At 44.0% G+C, this 21,631-nt stretch carries 20 protein-coding genes and 2 pseudogenes; 14 read left to right on the plus strand and 8 right to left on the minus strand.

The features are described 5' to 3' along the window. Nucleotides 1–10: 10 nt before the first annotated feature. The 4 genes and pseudogenes from lolA to lrp form a co-directional block, all read right to left on the minus strand. Nucleotides 11–658 (minus strand): outer membrane lipoprotein chaperone LolA, encoded by a 648-nt coding sequence (gene lolA, locus ACH19P_RS09910; protein WP_462158404.1) that lies wholly within the window; start codon nucleotides 656–658, stop codon nucleotides 11–13. A gap of 22 nt (nucleotides 659–680) precedes the next feature. Beyond that, a pseudogene (locus tag ACH19P_RS09915) lies at nucleotides 681–2,430 on the minus strand (DNA translocase FtsK); the annotation flags it as partial. A gap of 320 nt (nucleotides 2,431–2,750) precedes the next feature. Then, nucleotides 2,751–3,294, minus strand: a pseudogene (locus ACH19P_RS09920) (DNA translocase FtsK 4TM domain-containing protein); the annotation flags it as partial. Between the two features lie 119 nt (nucleotides 3,295–3,413). Next, the gene (gene lrp, locus ACH19P_RS09925; RefSeq protein ID WP_462158405.1) at nucleotides 3,414–3,896 is read right to left on the minus strand and encodes a leucine-responsive transcriptional regulator Lrp; all 483 of its coding nucleotides are present in this window, start codon (nucleotides 3,894–3,896) and stop codon (nucleotides 3,414–3,416) included. A 143-nt stretch (nucleotides 3,897–4,039) separates the two neighbouring features. Between lrp and ald the strand changes: the two genes are divergently transcribed. After that, nucleotides 4,040–5,161 (plus strand): alanine dehydrogenase, encoded by a 1,122-nt coding sequence (gene ald, locus ACH19P_RS09930; RefSeq protein WP_462158406.1) that lies wholly within the window; start codon nucleotides 4,040–4,042, stop codon nucleotides 5,159–5,161. 64 nt (nucleotides 5,162–5,225) lie between these two features. On the opposite strand, the gene pssA is transcribed toward ald, so the two are convergent. Continuing rightward, nucleotides 5,226–6,551: a CDP-diacylglycerol--serine O-phosphatidyltransferase gene (pssA, locus tag ACH19P_RS09935; protein ID WP_462158407.1), complete on the minus strand. Its 1,326-nt coding sequence runs from the start codon at nucleotides 6,549–6,551 to the stop codon at nucleotides 5,226–5,228. Between the two features lie 256 nt (nucleotides 6,552–6,807). On the opposite strand from pssA, the gene trxB reads away from it, so the two are divergent. The 4 genes from trxB to infA all read left to right on the plus strand — a co-directional run bounded on the left by trxB (nucleotide 6,808) and on the right by infA (nucleotide 9,521). Then, on the plus strand, nucleotides 6,808–7,761 hold the full coding sequence (gene trxB, locus ACH19P_RS09940; RefSeq protein WP_462159338.1) for a thioredoxin-disulfide reductase: 954 nt from the start codon (nucleotides 6,808–6,810) through the stop codon (nucleotides 7,759–7,761). A 30-nt stretch (nucleotides 7,762–7,791) separates the two neighbouring features. Next, entirely contained in the window at nucleotides 7,792–8,523 is a 732-nt protein-coding gene (gene aat, locus ACH19P_RS09945; RefSeq protein ID WP_462158408.1) for a leucyl/phenylalanyl-tRNA--protein transferase, read from the plus strand. Next, nucleotides 8,501–9,211 carry an arginyltransferase gene (locus tag ACH19P_RS09950; protein WP_462158409.1) on the plus strand — a complete coding sequence of 237 codons (711 nt, stop codon included), beginning with the start codon at nucleotides 8,501–8,503 and terminating at the stop codon, nucleotides 9,209–9,211. The genes aat and ACH19P_RS09950 overlap by 23 nt, the downstream gene beginning before the upstream one ends. Nucleotides 9,212–9,302: 91 nt before the next feature. Then, complete coding sequence (gene infA, locus ACH19P_RS09955; RefSeq protein ID WP_023401681.1) at nucleotides 9,303–9,521, plus strand: translation initiation factor IF-1; 219 nt, start codon at nucleotides 9,303–9,305, stop codon at nucleotides 9,519–9,521. 83 nt (nucleotides 9,522–9,604) lie between these two features. On the opposite strand, the gene clpA is transcribed toward infA, so the two are convergent. After that, nucleotides 9,605–11,878 carry an ATP-dependent Clp protease ATP-binding subunit ClpA gene (gene clpA / locus ACH19P_RS09960; RefSeq protein WP_462158410.1) on the minus strand — a complete coding sequence of 758 codons (2,274 nt, stop codon included), beginning with the start codon at nucleotides 11,876–11,878 and terminating at the stop codon, nucleotides 9,605–9,607. 28 nt (nucleotides 11,879–11,906) lie between these two features. After that, on the minus strand, nucleotides 11,907–12,215 hold the full coding sequence (gene clpS / locus ACH19P_RS09965) for an ATP-dependent Clp protease adapter ClpS (protein ID WP_440589688.1): 309 nt from the start codon (nucleotides 12,213–12,215) through the stop codon (nucleotides 11,907–11,909). A 209-nt stretch (nucleotides 12,216–12,424) separates the two neighbouring features. Between clpS and cspD the strand changes: the two genes are divergently transcribed. The 9 genes from cspD to ACH19P_RS10010 all read left to right on the plus strand — a co-directional run bounded on the left by cspD (nucleotide 12,425) and on the right by ACH19P_RS10010 (nucleotide 21,195). After that, nucleotides 12,425–12,646 carry a cold shock domain-containing protein CspD gene (gene cspD, locus ACH19P_RS09970; RefSeq protein ID WP_462158411.1) on the plus strand — a complete coding sequence of 74 codons (222 nt, stop codon included), beginning with the start codon at nucleotides 12,425–12,427 and terminating at the stop codon, nucleotides 12,644–12,646. A 292-nt stretch (nucleotides 12,647–12,938) separates the two neighbouring features. Further along, nucleotides 12,939–15,161, plus strand: coding sequence for an NADP-dependent isocitrate dehydrogenase (locus ACH19P_RS09975; protein WP_462158412.1), 2,223 nt, complete (start codon nucleotides 12,939–12,941; stop codon nucleotides 15,159–15,161). Nucleotides 15,162–15,218: 57 nt separating this feature from the next. Next, on the plus strand, nucleotides 15,219–15,869 hold the full coding sequence (locus ACH19P_RS09980) for an rRNA large subunit pseudouridine synthase E (protein ID WP_462159339.1): 651 nt from the start codon (nucleotides 15,219–15,221) through the stop codon (nucleotides 15,867–15,869). Continuing rightward, nucleotides 15,862–16,296, plus strand: a complete 435-nt coding sequence (locus ACH19P_RS09985) for an NUDIX hydrolase (protein WP_462158413.1) — start codon at nucleotides 15,862–15,864, stop codon at nucleotides 16,294–16,296. Before ACH19P_RS09980 ends, ACH19P_RS09985 begins: the two co-directional genes overlap by 8 nt. Before the next feature lie 73 nt (nucleotides 16,297–16,369). Beyond that, entirely contained in the window at nucleotides 16,370–17,470 is a 1,101-nt protein-coding gene (mnmA, locus tag ACH19P_RS09990; protein ID WP_462158414.1) for a tRNA 2-thiouridine(34) synthase MnmA, read from the plus strand. A gap of 1 nt (nucleotide 17,471) precedes the next feature. Next, nucleotides 17,472–18,074, plus strand: a complete 603-nt coding sequence (gene hflD / locus ACH19P_RS09995) for a high frequency lysogenization protein HflD (RefSeq protein ID WP_462158415.1) — start codon at nucleotides 17,472–17,474, stop codon at nucleotides 18,072–18,074. Between the two features lie 66 nt (nucleotides 18,075–18,140). Continuing rightward, nucleotides 18,141–19,508 carry an adenylosuccinate lyase gene (purB, locus tag ACH19P_RS10000; RefSeq protein WP_462158416.1) on the plus strand — a complete coding sequence of 456 codons (1,368 nt, stop codon included), beginning with the start codon at nucleotides 18,141–18,143 and terminating at the stop codon, nucleotides 19,506–19,508. 77 nt (nucleotides 19,509–19,585) lie between these two features. Further along, nucleotides 19,586–20,728 (plus strand): JmjC domain-containing protein, encoded by a 1,143-nt coding sequence (locus ACH19P_RS10005; RefSeq protein ID WP_462158417.1) that lies wholly within the window; start codon nucleotides 19,586–19,588, stop codon nucleotides 20,726–20,728. 8 nt (nucleotides 20,729–20,736) lie between these two features. Next, complete coding sequence (locus ACH19P_RS10010) at nucleotides 20,737–21,195, plus strand: GNAT family N-acetyltransferase (RefSeq protein ID WP_462158418.1); 459 nt, start codon at nucleotides 20,737–20,739, stop codon at nucleotides 21,193–21,195. On the opposite strand, the gene ACH19P_RS10015 is transcribed toward ACH19P_RS10010, so the two are convergent. Beyond that, a complete protein-coding gene (locus ACH19P_RS10015) occupies nucleotides 21,179–21,595 on the minus strand; it encodes a DUF4826 family protein (RefSeq protein WP_462158419.1) in 417 nt (138 codons plus the stop codon). The two genes, ACH19P_RS10010 and ACH19P_RS10015, sit on opposite strands and share 17 nt — an antisense overlap. Nucleotides 21,596–21,631 lie beyond the last annotated feature (36 nt).

Genomic DNA, 21,631 nt, shown 5'->3' on the forward strand with positions numbered 1-21,631 from the left:
AAAGGTGAAATTATTCGCCACTTACCTGCGTTCCTGGAACTTGTCTTTGGTCATCAACGAATACATTCTCAGGAATAGCAAATTCAAATTGAGCATCATTGATATCTTGGTTTAATACTGGATCTTGAAATGTAAAGCGCGAGCGTTGCCCTGATTGATCAACTACTTCAACAGCTGCAACTTGGTTGTCTGCATCGAATAATAGAGTCAGCTGCTCAACTTGCCCTTGCTCTTTTGTCAATGGTGTGACCGCATATCCGCCTTCCACTTTCGTAACTGCAAAATTTTGCCAAAGTGACTCATCGCTCGTAGTAAGTAAGATAAACGGGGAGCTATCAATTAACTTTTCTGTATCGAGCAAGGTCACTTGCTCCGCAAACGGGTCAAAGTAAAAACTTTGTGTACCATTAGAGACGAATAGCGTTTCATCGGGCGTTTGTTGCTGCCAACGAATTTTGCGCGGTTGCTCGAGTTGCAGCTGTCCGGCACTTTCTGTCACTAATTCGCCTTGAGGGTCGAACACCTGTTGATTAAACGCCGTGTCTAACGAAGTTAAATCTGCCAACACATGTTTTAAGTCATCTGCATCGCTTGCAAATGTCACAGCGCTGGTCATCACAGAAATTGAAACTAGGGCTGCTGTTAAAATCTTTTTCATTTAGACCTCCATTTGGTGTCTGTTAACTGGCGTTATTCTTCACCAATACTTCTCGGGCACCATTATGTCCCGGAGGGCTCACTAGCCCAGATTGTTCCATTTGTTCTACCAAACGCGCAGCTCGGTTATAGCCTACACGTAACTTACGCTGAACGCTGGATACTGACACACGACCGCTTTCAATTACAAATGCCACTGCTTCGTCATAAAGCGGGTCAGACTCGTCGTCTTCACCCTCTGGCACTTCACCTGGCAGCAATACGTCCTCTACTGCGTCACCATTGAGGATTTCATCCACATAATTTGGCTTACCACGGGCTTTCCAATCATTTACCACCGCGTGTACTTCATGGTCATCAACAAATGCACCGTGAACACGAATGGGTACACTCGTCCCTGGTGGTAAATACAACATATCGCCCATACCTAACAGGTTTTCGGCTCCTTGTTGATCCAAGATTGTACGAGAGTCAATCTTCGACGAAACTTGGAACGCCATACGAGTTGGAATGTTTGCTTTAATCAATCCAGTAATAACATCTACCGATGGACGCTGCGTTGCTAACACAAGATGAATGCCTGCCGCGCGCGCTTTTTGTGCGATACGAGCGATTAATTCTTCAACCTTTTTGCCAACAATCATCATCATGTCGGCAAATTCATCAATAACGACCACAATGCTCGGTAGCTTATCCAACTCTTGTGGTCCATCTGCCATGCCGTCCGTGTCCTTAAACAGTGGATCCATAATCGGTTGGCCAGCAGCTTTAGCATCCAGTACTTTTTGATTGTAACCCTTGAGGTTACGCACACCTAGTGCTGACATTAGCTTATAACGGCGTTCCATCTCGCCTACACACCAACGCAGCGCATTGGCTGCTTCTTTCATATCCGTAACAACTTCACACAGAAGATGTGGAATACCTTCATAAACTGACAGCTCGAGCATTTTCGGGTCAATCATGATCATGCGTACGTCTTCAGGAGGCGACTTGTACAACAAGCTTAAGAATCATGACATTAACGCCCACTGACTTACCAGAACCCGTTGTACCCGCAACCAATAAGTGTGGCATCTTACCTAAATCCGCAACCACTGGCTGACCTGCGATATCTTTACCGAGCACCATGGTTAATGGCGACTTGTTTTGTTCGAATTTAGGCGCGTTGATTACTTCAGATAAGCGTACGACTTCACGATGTTTGTTCGGTAACTCTAAACCCACATAGGTCTTACCGGGAATCACCTCAACAACACGTACACTCACGGCTGACAAGGAACGTGCTAAGTCTTTCGCTAGCCCAGAAATTTTCGCTACTTTAACACCCGGCGCCAAATCCAACTCAAATCGCGTTACTACAGGGCCGGGATATACACCTACAACGGCAGCCTGTACGCCGAAATCTTGTAGTTTAGATTCAACTAAGCGTGAAACGGCTTCTAATTCCTCTTCAGAAATAGGGTTTTGGTGTTTATCTGGTCTGTCGAGCAAATCGAGCGAAGGCAACGGGTCCATTGGCGGTCGTTCTTCGAGCAATTGTTCAAACTTTTCTTTGGCAGACATTGGCTTTTGCGGCAAATGCGACACGTTAGAACCTTGCGCCACAGCAGAATTTATCTGTTCACTGTTGTTAGCTTGAACTGTTGCCGCTGTGGGTTGTAGCGGTTGTGATTTATCAAGTTCATTGAGTGCACTCACCGTGTCAAAGCTGTCATCATCAATGGCACTAAAATTCATTTCTTCAGCGAAGATATCGTCTAGATCATCAAATGCGGGATGTTGCTTCGTTTGTTGAGTTACGGCTAGTTCAGAGTGTGAATGCTCTTCCTTTTTCACTTCAGGGGCAAACATTGCGGCCGCTTTGGCGAGTAAGGCTTTATCTTTGTCCTTCGGCGTATCTATATCATCTATATCACCCAAAGAAATTTCCTGATCGCTATGGGTCTTTGATGTAACAGATGCGGCTTTAACGTCTTCTATTTTCGCTAACTTAGTAGGCTCTGGCTGTGTATTTTGTGATTCGGCCATTTCTTCTTGCCATTGGTCACGCTTGTTGTGAAACCATTGCCACACCCAACGACCCGCACTCATTACCCAGGCACCTAGTGTATCAACGGCCTGCACCCACGAAATGCCTGTTAACAAGGTTAAACCTGCGAAAAAGAAGCACAGTAGAAGGATTGATGTGCCTGTAAAATTAAACGCAGGCATCATCGCGCTGGCAATGACGTCCCCCACTACCCCGCCAGACGAAAAATAAAAAATATCGTCAAAATTGATTGAGCTAATTGCGCACGCGCTGAGCACAAATAACACTAAGCCGATTAGGCGCAAAGCAAGCGTAATATAATCTAGACTTAGTACCTGGTGAGGGCGTTTAAACGCGAAATAACCGAACATTTGGATTGCTGCAGGCACTAAAAAAGCCAACCACCCAAAACTAAACAGTAAAATGTCTGCTAACCACGCGCCAGCTGTGCCTGTAATGTTACTGACTTCCATAAACTCGCCGGTTTGCGACCAGGATGGATCGGCAGCATCGAAACTGATGAGCGCACATAAAATGAAAATGGCAAATGCTGTGCTTATAATTAAGCCTGTCTCAAGCAGTCTTTGTACACCATTTAGGCGCATATTCCATTATCCTTATATTTTTCTTGGTACTACAGCGCAATACCTTTAACCATAACAATTCTTTGTCAATTTTGCACTGTGTTTATAATCAGTGATGCATGCAAAACAGTGTGTATATATTACTCCGTTACTTGTGGTCGAATGATCAGCGCTTCTTCGCCTTTTACCTCTTCCATCACTACGTAGGTTCGACTCTCAGAAATATTGGGTAGCTTAAGTAATATATCGCCTAAGACCTGACGATACTCTGACATGTCTGTAACCCGTGTTTTAAGCAAAAAGTCGAAGTTACCGGAGACTAGGTGACACTCTACTATTTCATCGTGTTTTTTTACCGCTTGGTTAAACTCATCGAATACATCAGGCGATGTTTTTGTAATCGTTACTTCAACATACACTAATAGTGCTTGTCCTAACTTTGCTGGGTCGACAACGGCTTTATAGCCGCGTATGTAGCCTTCACGCTCAAGCTTTTTCACACGTTCTAGGCACGGTGTGGCGCTCAGACCAATACGTTTGGCTAGTTCAACATTGGAAATACGCCCGTCACGTTGTAATTCGACTAAAATTTTACGGTCGATTCTATCGAGTTGCTGATGCATTTTGATTATTAGTGATTTGTACTGAATTAGAGATTAATAAAGTGTAATACACTATCTGAATATCGTAAATCAGTGAGACACACTATTTGACCATGAGTACAATAGTGAAAAATTTTCCTGTTCAATTTAAGGTATAGTTACTTATGATTATCGGTGTACCAAAAGAGATTAAAAACCACGAATACCGCGTGGGTATGATTCCAGCAAGCGCACGTGAGCTAATCAACCACGGTCATGAAGTTATCGTTGAAACAAACGCGGGTCTTGGCATCGGTTTTACGGACGAAGACTATATTGAAGTTGGTGCTAAAATTTTACCAACTGCTGCTGAAATTTTCGCTCAAGCAGAAATGATCATCAAAGTGAAAGAGCCTCAAGCAGTTGAGCGCGCAATGCTTCGTGAAGATCAAATCCTATTCACATACTTACACTTAGCACCTGATCTTCCACAAACTGAAGACTTAGTTAAAAGTGGCGCTATCTGTATCGCTTACGAAACAGTGACTGACGCGAAAGGCGGTCTTCCTCTTCTTGCTCCTATGTCAGAAGTTGCTGGCCGTATGTCTATCCAAGCTGGTGCGCAAGCGCTTGAGAAATCAAAGCACGGCCGCGGCATGCTTTTAGGTGGTGTACCAGGTGTGGAGCCAGCTAAAGTAGTGGTTATCGGTGGTGGTATGGTTGGCCGTAACGCTGCGCAAATGGCTGTAGGCCTAGGTGCTGACGTTGTCATTCTTGACCGCAATATTGATGTGCTACGTAGCCTTAACGCACAATTCGGCTCTCAAGCTAAAGTAATCTACTCTACCGCTGACGCCCTAGAGAAGCACGTACTTGAAGCTGACCTTGTTATCGGTGGCGTATTAATTCCTGGTGCAGCGGCGCCTAAGCTTGTTACTGCCGAGCACATCAAAGGGATGAAGCCAGGTGCGGCGATCGTAGACGTAGCAATCGACCAAGGTGGTTGTATCGCTACTTCTAAGCCGACAACTCACGATGAGCCAACTTACATTGTGGATGAAGTTGTTCACTACTGTGTTGCGAACATGCCAGGAGCGGTTCCACGTACTTCAACGTTTGCACTAAACAACGCAACACTGCCTTATATCATCAAACTAGCGAACAAAGGCTACAAGCAAGCGCTTCTAGAAGACAAGCACTTCCTTGAAGGTCTGAACGTGATCAAGGGTAAAGTAACTTACAAAGAAGTAGCAGAAGCTTTCAACATGGAATATGTTGACCCACGCACTGCTGTTGAAACGCTTTAATTCGAGTGTCTCATTATTGAAAAACCCGCCTAGATGGCGGGTTTTTTTATTGTGATTGTTAGCGTTAAATAAAACGCTTAATAATAAAATCGACTTTCACTCGTTTAGCTTTTCCGAGAATCTTCTGCACTGGCTCTGGATAGTCGGTGACTTGCTGTAATTCTTGGTAACTATTTAAACGAATACAGTTGTCCAAAATAGTTTGCTTTTCTTTGTCTATCGACTCGATAAGCGTCCCGGCTTTATCATCGATGAAAATACCGTTTTCAACATCAAGTCCCCATGCACGCGGGTTTAAATTATGGCCACTGAGTAAGTGATAGCGGTTATCTGAGCAAATGCCTTTTAAATGAAACGAATTTTTGCCGTGTTTCCACAAGTACACATTTAAATTGCCTTTATCGACAAAGCGCTGTTGATTCTTAAGGAATTTGGCAAGAATCGTTTCGTAAAGATACGGCAGTGCCCCTACTTTTGAAAACTTCTCTTCAGGTGGAATGTAAAAATCATTTGCTGTCTTATCGCCGACCACGATAGTCACTTGCTTGCCTTGGCGTAACAAACGACGCAGTGCTCTCAATAATGGTGTTGGAAAATTAAAGTATGGGGTGTAAAGAACCAACTCATGGTCTGTAATATCAAAAAGCTGTTTGATAAGGCGATTAAGTTTGTTGTTTCGACGCCCAAGACCGATGAACGGGCGAACAGTCAGCCCACTTTCTGACTTGTCATCACTGACTTTATAGCTCGCTCGCTTAAGTGCTTTGACTAGCTGTTTATGAGCACCCTTGATATCGACATATTTTGGAATGGGTCGCGTATCTAAACGCGGTACCGCGTCACTTGCGATTAACGTTTGCTTTGTGAATTCAACAAAGGCATCGCACAGCTTGGGTTGGCGAATAAGAAAATATCGGTCTAAGCGATAACGCTCTTCATATTGTAAGTACACATTGTTTAGGCTAGCACCGCTGTACAGTAAGGTGTCATCAATAACAAAACCTTTAAGGTGCAAAACCCCAAACAATTCCTTGGCTTTTACAGGGACGCCATACACTTCAACATTACTCTGGTACTGCTGCAAACGCTGTAAATATAACGCAGCATTCCCTTCACTTTGAGCTTCACCAATCAAACCACGCTGCGCGCGATGAAAATCAACAAGTACTTTTATATCAAGTTCAGGATTTTTTAGCGAAGCTTGATGCAAGGCATCAAGAATTTCACGCCCAGCTTCATCGTCCTGTAAATAAAGTGCCGTGATATAGATACGATGAGTCGCATTAGCAATAAGCTCTAAAAGTGTTGAACGGTAACTTTGAGCATCAAGAAGTATGTCGATATCTTGCTCTTGCAGACTATAGCCTGCTTGATATTGCCAAAAATACATAAGGCCCTTTTTTCTTATTTCGCAGCGAGAATATCTCAGCTAACGAGTTTGTAATTGCCTAGAACATAGCAAAAAAAATATCTAAGGTCATGAAATAACGTTTATCGTGTCGCTATTTGCTGTTTAAACAAACAGTACAGTTATTTTGACACCTAGCTAATTTGTGCAATTTCAAAATTAGGAAAAATATTTACTTATGTGTTGTTTTTCTTAGAATCACCCGCATAACCAAATTCTATGAAATAAATTGAGACGTATTATGAGCGCCAAACATTGTAAATTACTTATCCTTGGCTCTGGTCCTGCGGGTTACACAGCTGCAGTTTATGCAGCACGTGCAAACCTAAACCCAGTGTTAGTTACCGGCATCCAACAAGGTGGTCAGTTAACCACGACGACAGAAGTTGAAAACTGGCCTGGTGATGCACACGGCTTAACTGGCCCTGCGCTAATGGAACGTATGAAAGAGCACGCTGAGCGTTTTGAAACTGAAATCGTGTTTGACCATATCAACGAAGTTAATTTAAATGTTCGCCCATTTGAATTAAAAGGCGACAGCGGTATGTACACGGCAGACGCGCTGATCATCGCAACGGGCGCTTCGGCTAAATACTTGGGTCTTGAATCAGAAACTGCATTCCAAGGTCGTGGTGTATCAGCTTGTGCAACCTGTGATGGTTTCTTCTACCGCAACCAGAAAGTTGCTGTTGTAGGTGGCGGTAATACTGCTGTTGAAGAAGCGCTATACCTTTCAAATATTGCGTCTGAGGTTCATGTAATCCACCGCCGTGATAGCTTCCGTAGCGAAAAGATCCTTGCTGATCGCTTAATGGAAAAGGCACAAAATGGTAACGTAACCATTCATTGGAACCGTGAGCTAGACGAAGTTCTCGGTGACGAAATGGGCGTGACAGGCATTCGTATTAAAGACAGTCAGTCAGGTGCAACTGAAGAGTTGGATGTAGCTGGTGCATTTATTGCAATCGGCCACAAGCCAAATACGGACATGTTCGTTGGTCAGTTAGAAATGAAAGACGGCTACCTTGTTGTTCAATCAGGCCTAAATGGTAATGCGACTCAAACTAGCATTGAGGGTGTGTTTGCGGCAGGTGACGTATCTGACCACATTTATCGTCAAGCAATTACATCAGCCGGTACAGGTTGTATGGCGGCACTTGATGCAGAGCGCTACTTAGACAGCCAAAAATAATTAGAAGGGGCGTAACGCCCCTTTTGTTTTATGACTCAATATTTACATCACCTTGGCACTATTGCCGAAGGGTTTCCAGACCCTAACACTGCATTGACGCAACCAGACGGCTTATTGGCTATTGGTGGATGTTTGTCGGTGCAGAGACTCTCTCAAGCCTATCAAAACGGTATATTCCCTTGGTACAGTGAAGGTGAACCTTTGATGTGGTGGTCTCCTAGCGAGCGCGCCATTATTGACCTTCAGCATTTCCATGCCAGTAAAAGCCTGCGTAAATCCGCAAAGCGACTGCGTCCTCGTATTACGGTAAATACCTGTTTCGCAGATGTTATCGCCTCTTGTAAAGAGCAACGCATGGAAACAGAAGGCACATGGATCACAGACGCTATGCAACATGCCTACACCAACGCTCATCAAGAAGGCCTCGCGCACAGTGTCGAAGTATGGGTTGATAACCAGCTCGCTGGTGGCCTATATGGCATTATGCAGTCACGCGTATTTTGCGGTGAGTCAATGTTTCATCGTGTTACAGATTGCTCAAAGCTTGCCATGTGGGCACTTGTCGAATTACTGAAACAGCACAACGCAGCATTTATCGATTGCCAATTAATGAACCCCTATCTCTGTCAGCTTGGTGCTACAGCGCTACCAAGGCATGAATTTTTAGCTAAACTAAAAAATAATACTACTCAGGCGTATGACCTGTCGTTTTGGCAAAAAAGTGAGTTAGAGAATCCCTATGGCCCAACATTTACCTATTAAAATAGGCCTTAGTCAGCGTTTTCAGTGTAGCTATATCAGTGATAGAGAAGAACAGCTTCTGGTGATCCTAGACCCAGCCTGTTATAGTCCTCAAGGATTTGAAGTACTTTTAAAACAGGGCTTTAGACGCAGTGGCGAGCAAATTTATCGCCCTCATTGCCCGAGCTGTAATGCCTGTTCTTCAGTGCGCGTCTTAGCGCACGATTTTACCCCTACTCGCTCTCAAAAGCGTAAGCTTAATAAAGCAAAAGAGTATCGCGTAAGTGTTAGCCAAAAAGAAAAACCGGAATACTTTGCCCTGTACGAGCGTTACATCGATGAGCGCCACAGCGATGGAACCATGTATCCACCCGAACGTTCTCAGTACGATAGTTTCTTATTTTGTAACTGGATGCATATTCATTTCATAGAATTATGGCAGCGCGATAAATTAATCGCGGTTGCAGTAACTGACGTTATGGATAACGCTCTATCAGCCATTTACACATTTTTTGACCCTGACTATGCCCATTTGAGTTTGGGTAGCGTCATGATCATGAAGCAAATAGAACATGCTCAAAAAACAAATAAAGAGTACCTCTATCTTGGTTATCAAATCGACGAATGTAAAAAGATGCGCTACAAGTTGCAGTTCCAACCTGCTCAACAATTGAAAAACGACCGATGGATAGATGTAATTTGCCTGTAAAATCGACAAATTCCGTGCCTTGGCTTTACATATCCTTTGCTTTTCGGCACAATCCCATGCGTTTAACTATCACAGAGGTGTTACGCTAGATATGGCGAAAGAAGACGTAATTGAAATGCAAGGTACGGTTTTAGAAACCTTGCCAAATACAATGTTCCGTGTAGAGCTTGAGAATGGTCACGTTGTTGTGGCTCACATTTCCGGTAAAATGCGTAAAAACTACATTCGTATTTTAACTGGCGACAAAGTAACAGTGGAACTTACGCCTTACGATCTGTCAAAAGGCCGTATCGTTTTCCGTGCACGTTAATTTGTTAGCACGCTAAGCCGATTTAGCAAAAAGCCCAGCAAGTGCTGGGCTTTTTGTTATCTAGCTTTTGGCAAGAGAGCCAATTATGCTGGGCTCATCTGTGTCACAAAATCAAAACTGAGCTTGTCCGTCTTTTTATCGACATCCACTCTGACATCACCACCGTCTGTGAGACTGCCGAACAAAATTTCATTAGCCAGTGGCTTTTTAACTTGTTCTTGAATCACGCGGGCCATAGGTCGTGCCCCCATCGCTTTGTCATAGCCCTTATCGGCAAGCCATTTTCGCGCGGCATCACTTAGTTCAAGGTTAACCGACTTCTTATCCAATTGTGCTTGTAATTCAACAAGGAATTTATCAACGACTTGCATAATGATTTCGGTATCTAAGTGATTAAACCAAATGATGTTATCAAGTCGGTTCCTAAACTCCGGAGAGAACACTTTATTGATCTCACCAAGGGCATCGTGTGATGTGTCTTGATCAACAAACCCAATGGCATTTTTAACAGTCTCTTGAACACCCGCATTGGTTGTCATTACCAGCACCACATTACGAAAATCAGCTTTACGTCCGTTGTTATCCGTTAACGTACCGTGATCCATGACTTGCAATAGAATGTTGTAGATATCGCTGTGCGCTTTTTCGATTTCATCAAGTAGCACCACCGCATGTGGATGTTTAATGACTGCATCAGTCAACAACCCACCTTGTTCATAGCCCACATATCCTGGCGGCGCACCAATTAAGCGGCTAATAGCGTGACGCTCCATGTATTCAGACATGTCAAATCGTAAAAACTCAATCCCCATGCATTTTGCAAGTTGCTTGGTTACTTCTGTTTTACCTACACCTGTTGGACCAGCAAACAAGAAAGAACCTACCGGTTTATCTTCATTCGCTAATCCCGAACGTGACAAGCGGATGGCTGAGGACAATGCGTCGATGGATTGATCTTGGCCAAACACCAGCATTTTTAGATTACGATCGAGATTCTTGAGCACTTCTTTATCTGAAGAAGAAACGCTTTGCTGCGGTATACGTGCGATTTTAGCGATGATCTGCTCTATATCAGACACGCTAATTGTTTTCTTACGCTTAGACACAGGTTGTAGACGCTGGTTTGCACCTGCTTCGTCAATGACATCAATCGCCTTATCAGGAAGATGTCGTTCATTGATGTATTTTGCGCTAAGCTCGGCAGCGGCACGCAATGCTTTTTGTGTATAGCGAATACCGTGGTGCTCTTCGTAACGCTCTTTTAAACCGTTTAGAATCTTGGTTGTATCTTCGACACTCGGCTCATTGATATCAATCTTTTGGAATCGGCGCACCAAGGCTCTGTCTTTTTCGAAAATATTCTTGAACTCATTGTAAGTCGTTGAGCCCATACAACGTAACTGACCGCTTGAAAGCAATGGTTTAATCAGGTTTGACGCATCCATTACGCCGCCTGATGCGGCACCTGCACCAATGATAGTATGGATTTCATCAATAAAGAGAATAGCGCCTGGCTCTTGTTGCAATTGCTTAAGTAAGCTTTTCAAACGCTTTTCAAAATCGCCGCGATATTTTGTACCTGCTAACAATGCGCCCATATCAAGTGAGTAAACCACGCCATCGGCTATAACCTCCGGAACTTCATTGTTAACAATTCGGTACGCTAAACCCTCAGCTATCGCCGTTTTACCGACCCCTGCTTCACCAACAAGCAGTGGGTTATTCTTTTTACGGCGACAGAGCACCTGAATAGTACGTTCAACCTCTTGGTCACGACCGATAAGCGGGTCTACCTGACCGTTTATAGATTGAATATTCAGGTTAGTAGTGTACTTGTCGAGAATGTTTTGCTCTTCAGAGCCTTCCGAAGATAATTCTTCAGGAATTTCGTCATGATCATCAATATGTTCACTGTCTTCATCAGTGCTAGAAATGCCATGAGAGATGAAATTAACGATATCGAGACGATTTACATCATTTTTCTTGAGCAGGTATACAGCCTGACTCTCTTGCTCAGAGAATATGGCCACGAGCACATTGACGCCTGTGACTTCATTTTTACCAGAAGATTGAACGTGGAACACTGCACGTTGAAGCACGCGCTGAAAGCCAAGTGTTGGCTGTGTTTCTCGCTCTTGCTCTAAATCAGAAATTACCGGAGTGGTTTCATCAATAAACTCTGATAACTCAGAGCGTAATACGTTTAAGTCAACGCCACAGGCAATGAGCGCCTCATTGGCCGAAGGGTTATCCAATAATGCCAGCAACAAATGTTCAACAGTCATGAACTCATGACGGCGGGTGCGGGCTTCTTTAAACGCTTCATTTAACGTAATTTCTAAATCTTTGTTTAGCATCGGCAACCCCCTAAAACTAAAATACTCGTTATTCCTGCTCACAACTGCAAAGCAGTGGATGCTCATGCTCTCTGGCAAAACGATTTACTTGCTCAGTTTTGGTGTGGGCAATATCTGCAGGATAGATACCACACACCGCTCTACCTTCATGGTGAACCTTGAGCATCACATCTGTTGCCTTTTCACTGTCCATGTTGAAGAAAGTCATTAAAACTTCAATAACAAAATCCATCGGCGTGTAGTCATCGTTATTTAAAATCACCTTGTATTTACGCGGTGGCTGTAACTTTTCCCTCTGTTCGTCACGGCTACGCTCTACAACACCTGAATCTTTCATTCCACTCATAACTAAATATAGTCTTCTTTTACGGATCTCAAGCAACCCTGAAATCAAAAATAAACAAACTGTTAAAAAAATGCACAAAACACTTGACTGACTGATTAAATAAACTACAGTCAAACAAGGCTGTCTACCTATTGAGCAGTCTAACAAACTATCAGGTTTAGATTAACTAAATTAGTCAACTTATAGAAGGATGTAGAAGTATGGCTTGTGGAAAAGTCAAGTGGTTCAACAACGCCAAAGGGTTCGGTTTTATCCAAGAAGTAGGAAGTGAAGATGATATTTTTGCGCACTACTCCACCATAGTCATGGACGGATACAAAACACTCAAAGCTGGTCAAGATGTAACCTTCGAACTGCAACAGGGTCCTAAAGGACTTCACGCCACAAACATTTCCCCTACTGACGGCTCTGACGTCGTTTGACGGAAAATGAACTGCGTACCAGCAGGACAGCCTAGCTGTTTTTGTTACATCGAAGAGCGAGCACCTAGCTCGCTTTGATTTATCTAGCTCATCATAATTTTAAATTCCTACGTAAAGTTCTCTCCTTTTTTGTAAACTAAACTTGAAATTTTTACACTCGCCCTAACCTAAGGTTGAATGGAGCTTTTCTCTTTTGCTTGGTAAACTGCATGGCAGTGACAGCAAATATCAGTTTGTTGGGATTGATTCGTCCTAGCACGCTGAAATACACAACGATAAATTAGGACATAAAATGACCTCGAAAATCATTTACACTAAGACTGATGAGGCGCCAGCACTGGCTACTTATTCCTTGCTTCCTGTTATTGAAGCATACTCAAGCGTTGCCGGCATCGATGTTGAAACGCGCGATATTTCTCTCGCGGGCCGTATCATCGCAGTATTCCCAGAATTTCTAAATGAAGACCAGCGCATCAGCGACGCACTTGCTGAACTTGGTGAACTTGCTAAGACGCCAGAAGCAAACATCATTAAGCTTCCAAACATCAGTGCTTCGATCCCACAGCTAAAAGCTGCAATCAAAGAGCTTCAAGCACAAGGCTATGCGCTACCAAACTACCCTGACGAGCCTAAAGATGAAAAAGAAGAAGATATCAAAGCGCGTTATGACAAAGTAAAAGGCAGTGCTGTAAACCCAGTTCTACGTGAGGGTAATTCAGACCGTCGTGCGCCAGCGTCAGTAAAAGCCTACGCACGCAAAAACCCACATTCAATGGGTGCATGGAGCAAAGATTCGAAATCACGCGTATCATCAATGCAAGACGGTGACTTCTTCGGTTCTGAAAAATCGGTAACGGTCGACAGTGCAACGAGCGTTCGTATTGAACATGTCGATGCAACTGGCACGACTACCGTTTTAAAACCAGAAGTAAAATTACTTGCTGGTGAGATCATCGATGGTTCACGCATGAGTGTTTCTAAGCTGCAAGCGTTTATCGCTGAGCAAATTGATGCAGCTAAAGCAGAAGGCATTCTATTCTCACTTCACATGAAAGCGACCATGATGAAGGTGTCTGACCCAATCATCTTCGGTCACGCTGTAAAAGTTTTTTACAAAGACGTTTTTGCAAAACATGGTGAGCTATTCGCTGAACTAGGTGTTGATGTCAATAACGGTATCGGTGATGTTTACGCACGCATCGAAGGCCTAGATGAAGCAAAACGCAAAGAAATCGAAGCAGATATCCTAGCAGTTTATGAGAGCCGTCCTCGTGTTGCTATGGTTGATTCAGATCGTGGTATCACAAACCTACATGTTCCAAGCGACGTTATCATCGACGCATCAATGCCTGCTGCAATTCGTTCTTCAGGTCAAATGTGGAATGCGGATGGTCAACTACAAGACACTGCGTTCGTTATTCCTGATCGCAGCTACTCAGGCGTATACGATGCAACGGTTGAATTCTGTAAAGAACACGGCGCATTCAACCCAAGCACTATGGGTAGCGTACCAAACGTCGGTTTGATGGCACAAAAAGCTGAAGAATACGGTTCACACGACAAAACGTTTGAAATCAAGAGTGCTGGTAAAGTGCGCGTAGTTGATGCAAACGATAACGTACTAATTGAACATGATGTTGATGCTGGTGACATCTGGCGTATGTGTCAGGTTAAAGATGCGCCGATCCAAGACTGGGTTAAGCTTGCTGTTAATCGTGCTCGCGCCACGAACACACCAGCAGTTTTTTGGTTAAACGAAGAGCGTGCGCATGACGCTCAGCTAATCAAAAAAGTAAATGCTTATTTGCCGCAGCATGATACAGACGGACTAGAAATCTTGATTCTAGACCCAATTGCAGCGACTAAATATTCACTTGAGCGTATCAAAGAAGGCAAGGACACAATTTCAGTAACTGGTAACGTACTTCGTGATTACCTAACTGACTTGTTCCCTATCCTTGAGCTGGGCACAAGTGCGAAAATGCTTTCAATCGTTCCTCTGATGAACGGCGGCGGCCTATTCGAAACCGGTGCTGGCGGCAGTGCTCCTAAGCACGTACAACAGTTCCAAAAAGAAAACCACCTACGTTGGGATTCTCTTGGTGAGTTCTTAGCGCTAGCGGCTTCATATGAGCACCTGAGTGCACGTACTAACAATGCAAAAGCACAAGTTCTTGCAGATACACTAGACCAAGCAACGGCGAAGTTCCTTGACGAAAATAAATCTCCATCACGTAAAGTCGGTGAGATTGATAACCGTGGCAGTCACTTCTTCCTTACGCTATTCTGGGCAGAAGCACTTGCAGCACAAGACGCTGATACTGACTTAAAAGCGCGTTTCACTGAGGTTGCAAGCCTACTTCGCGAAAACGAGCAAACCATCATTGCTGAATTAAATGATGCGCAAGGTCCTAGCATGGACATCGGCGGTTATTATCAGCCAAATGACGAGCTTGCATTCAAAGCAATGCGCCCTAGCGATACATTCAATGCGATTCTTGCTAAACTAGCGTAATCGTATCGATTTGCAAAAAAGGCATCCGATTGGGTGCCTTTTTTATTTTCTGAACTCATGAAAAACAACGCTAAAAACTCAAAACCCAGTCACAATCGCCGCCCCAGTGGCGCTGCTCACTACAAAAGAAAACCGACGAAGCCTCGTGTTACGCCAAACGACGTAAAAATCGTGCTATTTAATAAGCCATTTGATGTGCTGTGCCAATTCACTGACGATCATGACCGAGCAACATTGGCAGATTATATCGATATTAAAAATGTCTACGCTGCAGGTCGCTTGGACCGAGATTCGGAAGGCCTCCTTTTGCTTACTAACTGTGGTCAACTACAACACAAATTAGCAAATCCTAAAAAGAAGACATATAAAACATATTGGGTTCAAGTTGAAGGTGGTGTAACGAGTGAAGCAATCGAATCGCTGTGCAAAGGGGTGGAGTTGAAAGACGGACTCACCCTGCCCGCTAAAGTAAAGATTATTACTGAGCCAACTGCGTTGTGGGCACGTAACCCGCCGATTCGAGAGCGCAAGAACATCCCCACTACTTGGCTAGAGATCAGTATTCGTGAAGGTAAAAATCGCCAAGTACGCAGGATGACTGCCCATGTAGGCTATCCAACGTTAAGACTCATACGTGCCAGTATCGGCCCCTATCATCTTGATGGTTTAGAAAATGGCAAGTACAAGGTAATTTCAGCTAATGCATAAGCCAAATGTCACAGTCGCTCTCGTACTTAAACATAATGACCGCTATTTATTGGTTGAAGAATACGATAAATACACAGGAAAACGTGTATTTAACCAACCGGCTGGGCATCTAGAACAAGGTGAAACAATTGCTGATGCGTGTTTACGTGAATTAAAAGAGGAAACAGGCCTCAGTGCACAGCTCCAAGGATTGGTAGGGATATACTCTTTGTATGCACAAAACGGTGTTCATTATTTACGGTTTTGCTTCTATGCGGAGCTAGACTCACCTGAGCACGGCATACCACAAGACAACGACATTATCGCCACGCATTGGCTCAACTTGGCTGAAATTAGAGATTTTCCGCTGCGTTCTCACTTGGTGCTGCAATGTATTGAGGATTCATTATCGCGGCCGTTGATAAGTCTTGATTATTTGAGTCAATAGCGCACTTCAAGCCCTTGCTTAAGCGTGATATAATTCGCGCCCTCGAAGCAAAGTGATGTGAAATTCAAATCTTATGAGCGACAACAGCCAAATAAAAGTTATCGTCGGTATGTCCGGCGGCGTTGATTCATCCGTATCCGCTTACCTGTTAAAAGAGCAAGGCTATCAAGTTGAAGGTCTGTTCATGAAAAACTGGGAAGAAGACGACAACGATGAATACTGCGCAGCGGCTGAAGATTTAAAAGACGCTCAAATGGTTTGCGAGAAACTCGGTATTGAATTGCATACCGTCAACTTCGCAGCTGAATATTGGGACAACGTGTTTGAATACTTCCTTGAAGAATACAAGGCAGGTAGAACACCGAACCCAGACATCATGTGTAATAAAGAAATCAAATTCAAAGCCTTTCTTGAGTTCGCAGCCGAAGCCTTGGGTGCAGATTACATAGCTACCGGTCACTATGTACGACGCGAGGAGCGTGATGGTAAATTCGCTATGCTACGCGGTGAAGACGACAACAAAGACCAAAGTTATTTCCTGTACACGTTAAGCCATGAACATATTGGTCAAACACTTTTCCCAGTTGGTGAGCTACCAAAACCACAAGTACGCGAAATTGCTGAGCAGCAAGGTTTAGTAACCCACGATAAAAAAGACAGTACGGGAATCTGTTTTATCGGCGAGCGTAAGTTTAAAGACTTCTTGCAGCGCTACCTCCCTGCGCAACCAGGTATTATTGAAGACACAGACGGCAACGAAGTGGGTGAACACGAAGGCTTGATGTATCATACTCTTGGCCAACGTAAAGGTCTGCATATTGGTGGTCTAAAAGAAGGTTCTGGTGAGCCCTGGTATGTTGTCGATAAAGATATAGAACGTAATGTTCTCGTTGTCGGACAAGGTAAAGACAACCCTCGCCTATACAGCAATGGCCTATACGCAAATCAATTACATTGGGTCGATAGAGTTGGTCCAAAGGGCACTGCTAGAGTGTCAGTCAAAACTCGTTATCGTCAAGAAGATATCTCATGTACTTTATTAGTGGGTGAAGATGGCGTAGCCCGTGTATTGTTCGATGAGCCTCAAAAAGCGGTTACGCCAGGTCAGTCAGCCGTTTTCTACGATGGTGAAGTGTGTTTAGGTGGCGGCATCATTGATTCGGTGATCATATAATATGAATGCAAACCAAGTAATGGCGTTGGCCGCAATGTGTCAAGTTGCCATTCAAGTGCAAAAATTAGCGAAGTATGGCCAGTCTCAGCAGCATGAAATTGAGCCGTTACTTGAGTCTTTATTAGCCACAGACGCCAAAAACATCGACGAAATTTATGGCTCTCGCCGTAATTTAAATAGTGGTTACCGCGCGTTAGTCAGCCAATTATCAGCTGGCACAGAAAAAAACGTCGAGTTGGTTAAATATGTGGGTGGTTTGGTGCAGCTAGAGCGGATCTTAGCATCAAAGCCTGACGCACTCTCGGCTTTGGGTCGTGATATCGATGTAACCAAAGCTAAGCTTGACCATTTAGAGTTACTCGATGAATCAATCATCGCTGCGTTTGCCGATACCTACGCACGTATCATTAGCCCACTGGGGCAACGTATACAGGTGTTTGGGCAACCGGCATTATTAAAGCAAGCAAGTATTCAAAACCGCATTCGTGCACTACTGTTAGCAGGTATTCGTGCGGCGGTGCTATGGCGACAAATGGGCGGCAAACGCCGTCACTTCTTGTTCGCAAAGCGCAAGATTTTGGCCATCGCCAAAGAACAAGTTTAAACCCCAACTTGGCTTAATAACCGAGTAAATTAAAAGATAATCGTTCAACGTAACTTAGGAGTTAATATGGAGCTTTCAGCGTTAACCGCGATCTCTCCGGTAGACGGGCGCTACGGTAGCAAAACTGCAGAACTACGTAGCATTTTTAGTGAATTCGGTTTGATCAAATACCGCGTACAAGTTGAAGTTCGCTGGTTACAAGCGCTTGCACAAGCTGCTGATATTGCTGAAGTTCCAGCTTTAAGTGACGAAGCGAATGCCCTACTAGACAGTATCGTTGATAATTTTAGCGAAGCAGATGCACAGCGTGTTAAAGACATCGAGCGTACGACTAACCACGACGTAAAAGCGGTTGAATACCTACTGAAAGAAAAAGTAGCTGACAACGCAGAGCTAAACGCAGTTAATGAGTTCATTCACTTTGCATGTACGTCTGAAGACATCAACAACCTATCACATGGTTTGATGCTAACTGAAGCGCGCGACAAAGTATTGCTTCCATACATGGACCAACTTCTAGACGCAGTAAAAGAAAAAGCAATTGAGTACAAAACAGTTGCAATGATGACACGTACACACGGTCAACCTGCTTCACCTTCAACTATGGGTAAAGAGTTTGCTAACGTGTATATGCGCCTTAAGCGTCAACGTGATCAAGTCGCACAAGTAAATATGCTAGGTAAGATCAACGGTGCAGTTGGTAACTACAACGCACACCTAAGCGCTTACCCACAATACGATTGGCACGCACACGCAGAAAAGTTCGTTACTAGCCTTGGTCTTACGTTTAATCCTTTCACAACACAAATCGAACCACATGACTACATTGCCGAGTTGTTCGATGCTGTTGCACGTTTCAATACAGTACTAATCGACTTCGATCGTGATGTTTGGGGTTATATTGCACTTAACCACTTCAAACAGAAAACAGTTGCGGGTGAAATTGGTTCTTCAACCATGCCACACAAGGTAAACCCTATCGATTTCGAAAACTCAGAAGGTAACCTTGGCCTAGCAAACGCTATTTTTGGTCACCTCGCACAGAAACTTCCTATTTCGCGCTGGCAACGAGACCTTACAGACTCAACGGTTCTTCGTAACCTAGGTGTTGGTATGGGTTATGCGCTTATCGCTTATCAGGCAACACTTAAAGGCGTAAGCAAACTTGAAGTGAATGAGCAGCGCCTTCTTGACGAACTTGACCAAAACTGGGAATTACTTGCTGAGCCTATTCAAACGGTAATGCGTAAATTCGGTATCGAGAAGCCGTATGAGAAGCTCAAAGAGCTAACGCGTGGTAAACGTGTTGACCAAGTGGCAATGGCTGAGTTCATCGACACGCTTGAACTACCAGCAGAAGTAAAAGCACAGCTTAAAGAATTGAGCCCAGCTAACTACATCGGCCGTGCTGTTGAGTTTATCGATAATCTATAATCCATTTCGGTAATAGTTTATAAAAGCGAAAGGCTGCAGTTTAAGCATGGTCTTTCGCTTTTTTATTTGGAGTACCTATGTATACGCTACACATTAATGAGTTAAGCGAAACAGAATTTTTAAATCAATACTGGCAAAAGAAACCTTTGCTGATCAAAGGCGGATTTAAAGACTTCAACGACCCGATTGATGCTGAAGAGTTAGCTGGATTGGCGATGGAAGAAGGTATTGAATCTCGTATGGTAACCAACCATGACGGTTGGCAATGTGACAATGGTCCTTTTGAGGATTTCAGAGCGCTCGCCAATGACAATGCTACCCTACTCGTACAAGCCGTGGATCATTGGCATCCCGATGCAGCACAACTCGTTGAGCCTTTTCGTTTTATCCCTAATTGGCGCATTGACGATTTAATGGTGAGTTATTCTACTCCAGGCGGCGGTGTGGGTCCTCATTTGGATCAGTATGATGTGTTCATTATTCAAGGCAGTGGCAAACGTCATTGGCGTGTAGGTAATGTAGATAAAAACATTCAGCAATTCAGTGCTAACAAGTCGCTGTTGCAAGTTGGTAAGTTTGAAGCCGTGATTGATGTAGTTTTAGAACCCGGTGACATTCTCTATATTCCCCCGAGTGCTCCCCATGAAGGTTACGCTATAGAGCCAGCTATAAACTACTCTGTTGGATTTAGAGCACCAAATCAAACAGACTTACTTTCAGCTTTTGCAGATCACTTAATCGACCTTGACTTGGGCCAAGAACGCTACAGTGACGCAGACCTTACTATCCAGCGCAGTCGAGGCGAACTCACTGAGCCTGATATTAACAAACTACGCAGCTTAATGATCGAAGCAATTAAAGACGACAACACGTTTTTACGCTTTATCAGCGAGCAATTAAGTGAACCTAAACACGATAAAGACCTGCTTCAACTTGAGCCTAAATTAGAAGAGAGCGAGTTGGTCGAATTTCTGGGTGAATATCCTGTACTCTACAAAGCCGGTGGTTTGCGAAGCATTTATATAGAACAAAACAACAGCGTATTATTCGCTGTAGAAGGACACAGTTTTAATTTACCAAGCAAGCACTTAAGCGTGGTGAAATCGCTGTGCGACCAGCAATACCAAGATACAGAGCAACTTTTAGCACACACAGACTGTTTACTTTTCACACAAACCTTGTCTACACTTATTTCTGAGGGATATTGGTACGCAGATTAGGAGGGTACATGCCCTATCGGATCCACCAAGTCGACTGGGGGTCTCAGGACAACCCGATACGCCAAATTCGTGAGAGAGTGTTTGTTTTTGAATTGAATATTCCAAAGTCGGTAGAGTTTGATGGCCGCGACACAAGTGCCCTACACTTCGTGGCCTATACCGAACAAGGAGAAGCAGTTGCAACAGCAAGACTTTGTGAAGATGGTTTACTGGGTCGAATAGCCGTGCTTCCAGATCACCGCAACCGCGGTATCTACAACGAAATGATTCGCTATATATTTAGCAACGCCGCGCAATACGGGATGCGGTCAATCTGCATCAATTGCGTATTACATGAGGTTGAGCGCTTCAAACAAAAAGGCTTTTCGCCGTGTGGGTGTGTGTTTATGGAGGCTGGCATTCCAAGACAACGCTTAGAATGCCCAGTGGATCATTGTGATAGCAGCCCGTTTACGATGGTTCATTAGCCCACAGTTTTTCATTACCGTAGAGCTCATATAAACCATGAGCTCTTCTTACTAACAGCTCAGCGAAATCACGTTGTGTTTTGTCAACACGCGGGCTACTCATGATCTCTTCGGCTTTCATTTGCCATTGGAAAGAAAAATAACGCATTGCTTCACGCGCGTTAGAAGCCGCATTAATCTCAGCATGATCGGTAGGTAAATTACCACTGACCACCCAATAAGAGCGACCGTTACTCGCTTTGAATTTCCACACTGCGCACAATGGTGCGAGGAAGCGGCTGTCTTTATCAGCGACTGTTTGAGGAATAATGCCTTTTTGGGCTAAGTGCTTTTGCGCTGCTTCAAACGTTTCACGTTGAAACGCGCGGATTTGTTCTTCTTGGTTTTGTTGTTCAGACATAATACTGCTTTTATTGTTATCTTTGCTGACACTTTA

It is taken from the genome of Pseudoalteromonas sp. GB56 (genome assembly GCF_054923835.1).

What these genes read in the sequence shown, in the direction of transcription:
- lolA (WP_462158404.1), bottom strand. Translation starts at nt 658, where the DNA reads ATGAAAAAGATTTTAACAGCAGCCCTAGTTTCAATTTCTGTGATGACC.
- clpA (WP_462158410.1), bottom strand. Translation starts at nt 11,878, where the DNA reads ATGCTAAACAAAGATTTAGAAATTACGTTAAATGAAGCGTTTAAAGAA.
- purB (WP_462158416.1), top strand. Translation starts at nt 18,141, where the DNA reads ATGGAGCTTTCAGCGTTAACCGCGATCTCTCCGGTAGACGGGCGCTAC.
- pssA (WP_462158407.1), bottom strand. Translation starts at nt 6,551, where the DNA reads ATGTATTTTTGGCAATATCAAGCAGGCTATAGTCTGCAAGAGCAAGAT.
- lrp (WP_462158405.1), bottom strand. Translation starts at nt 3,896, where the DNA reads ATGCATCAGCAACTCGATAGAATCGACCGTAAAATTTTAGTCGAATTA.
- clpS (WP_440589688.1), bottom strand. Translation starts at nt 12,215, where the DNA reads ATGAAAGATTCAGGTGTTGTAGAGCGTAGCCGTGACGAACAGAGGGAA.
- ACH19P_RS09975 (WP_462158412.1), top strand. Translation starts at nt 12,939, where the DNA reads ATGACCTCGAAAATCATTTACACTAAGACTGATGAGGCGCCAGCACTG.
- cspD (WP_462158411.1), top strand. Translation starts at nt 12,425, where the DNA reads ATGGCTTGTGGAAAAGTCAAGTGGTTCAACAACGCCAAAGGGTTCGGT.
- ACH19P_RS09950 (WP_462158409.1), top strand. Translation starts at nt 8,501, where the DNA reads ATGGCCCAACATTTACCTATTAAAATAGGCCTTAGTCAGCGTTTTCAG.
- aat (WP_462158408.1), top strand. Translation starts at nt 7,792, where the DNA reads ATGACTCAATATTTACATCACCTTGGCACTATTGCCGAAGGGTTTCCA.
- ACH19P_RS09985 (WP_462158413.1), top strand. Translation starts at nt 15,862, where the DNA reads ATGCATAAGCCAAATGTCACAGTCGCTCTCGTACTTAAACATAATGAC.
- infA (WP_023401681.1), top strand. Translation starts at nt 9,303, where the DNA reads ATGGCGAAAGAAGACGTAATTGAAATGCAAGGTACGGTTTTAGAAACC.
- mnmA (WP_462158414.1), top strand. Translation starts at nt 16,370, where the DNA reads ATGAGCGACAACAGCCAAATAAAAGTTATCGTCGGTATGTCCGGCGGC.
- ACH19P_RS09980 (WP_462159339.1), top strand. Translation starts at nt 15,219, where the DNA reads ATGAAAAACAACGCTAAAAACTCAAAACCCAGTCACAATCGCCGCCCC.
- ald (WP_462158406.1), top strand. Translation starts at nt 4,040, where the DNA reads ATGATTATCGGTGTACCAAAAGAGATTAAAAACCACGAATACCGCGTG.
- ACH19P_RS10015 (WP_462158419.1), bottom strand. Translation starts at nt 21,595, where the DNA reads ATGTCTGAACAACAAAACCAAGAAGAACAAATCCGCGCGTTTCAACGT.
- ACH19P_RS10010 (WP_462158418.1), top strand. Translation starts at nt 20,737, where the DNA reads ATGCCCTATCGGATCCACCAAGTCGACTGGGGGTCTCAGGACAACCCG.
- ACH19P_RS10005 (WP_462158417.1), top strand. Translation starts at nt 19,586, where the DNA reads ATGTATACGCTACACATTAATGAGTTAAGCGAAACAGAATTTTTAAAT.
- hflD (WP_462158415.1), top strand. Translation starts at nt 17,472, where the DNA reads ATGAATGCAAACCAAGTAATGGCGTTGGCCGCAATGTGTCAAGTTGCC.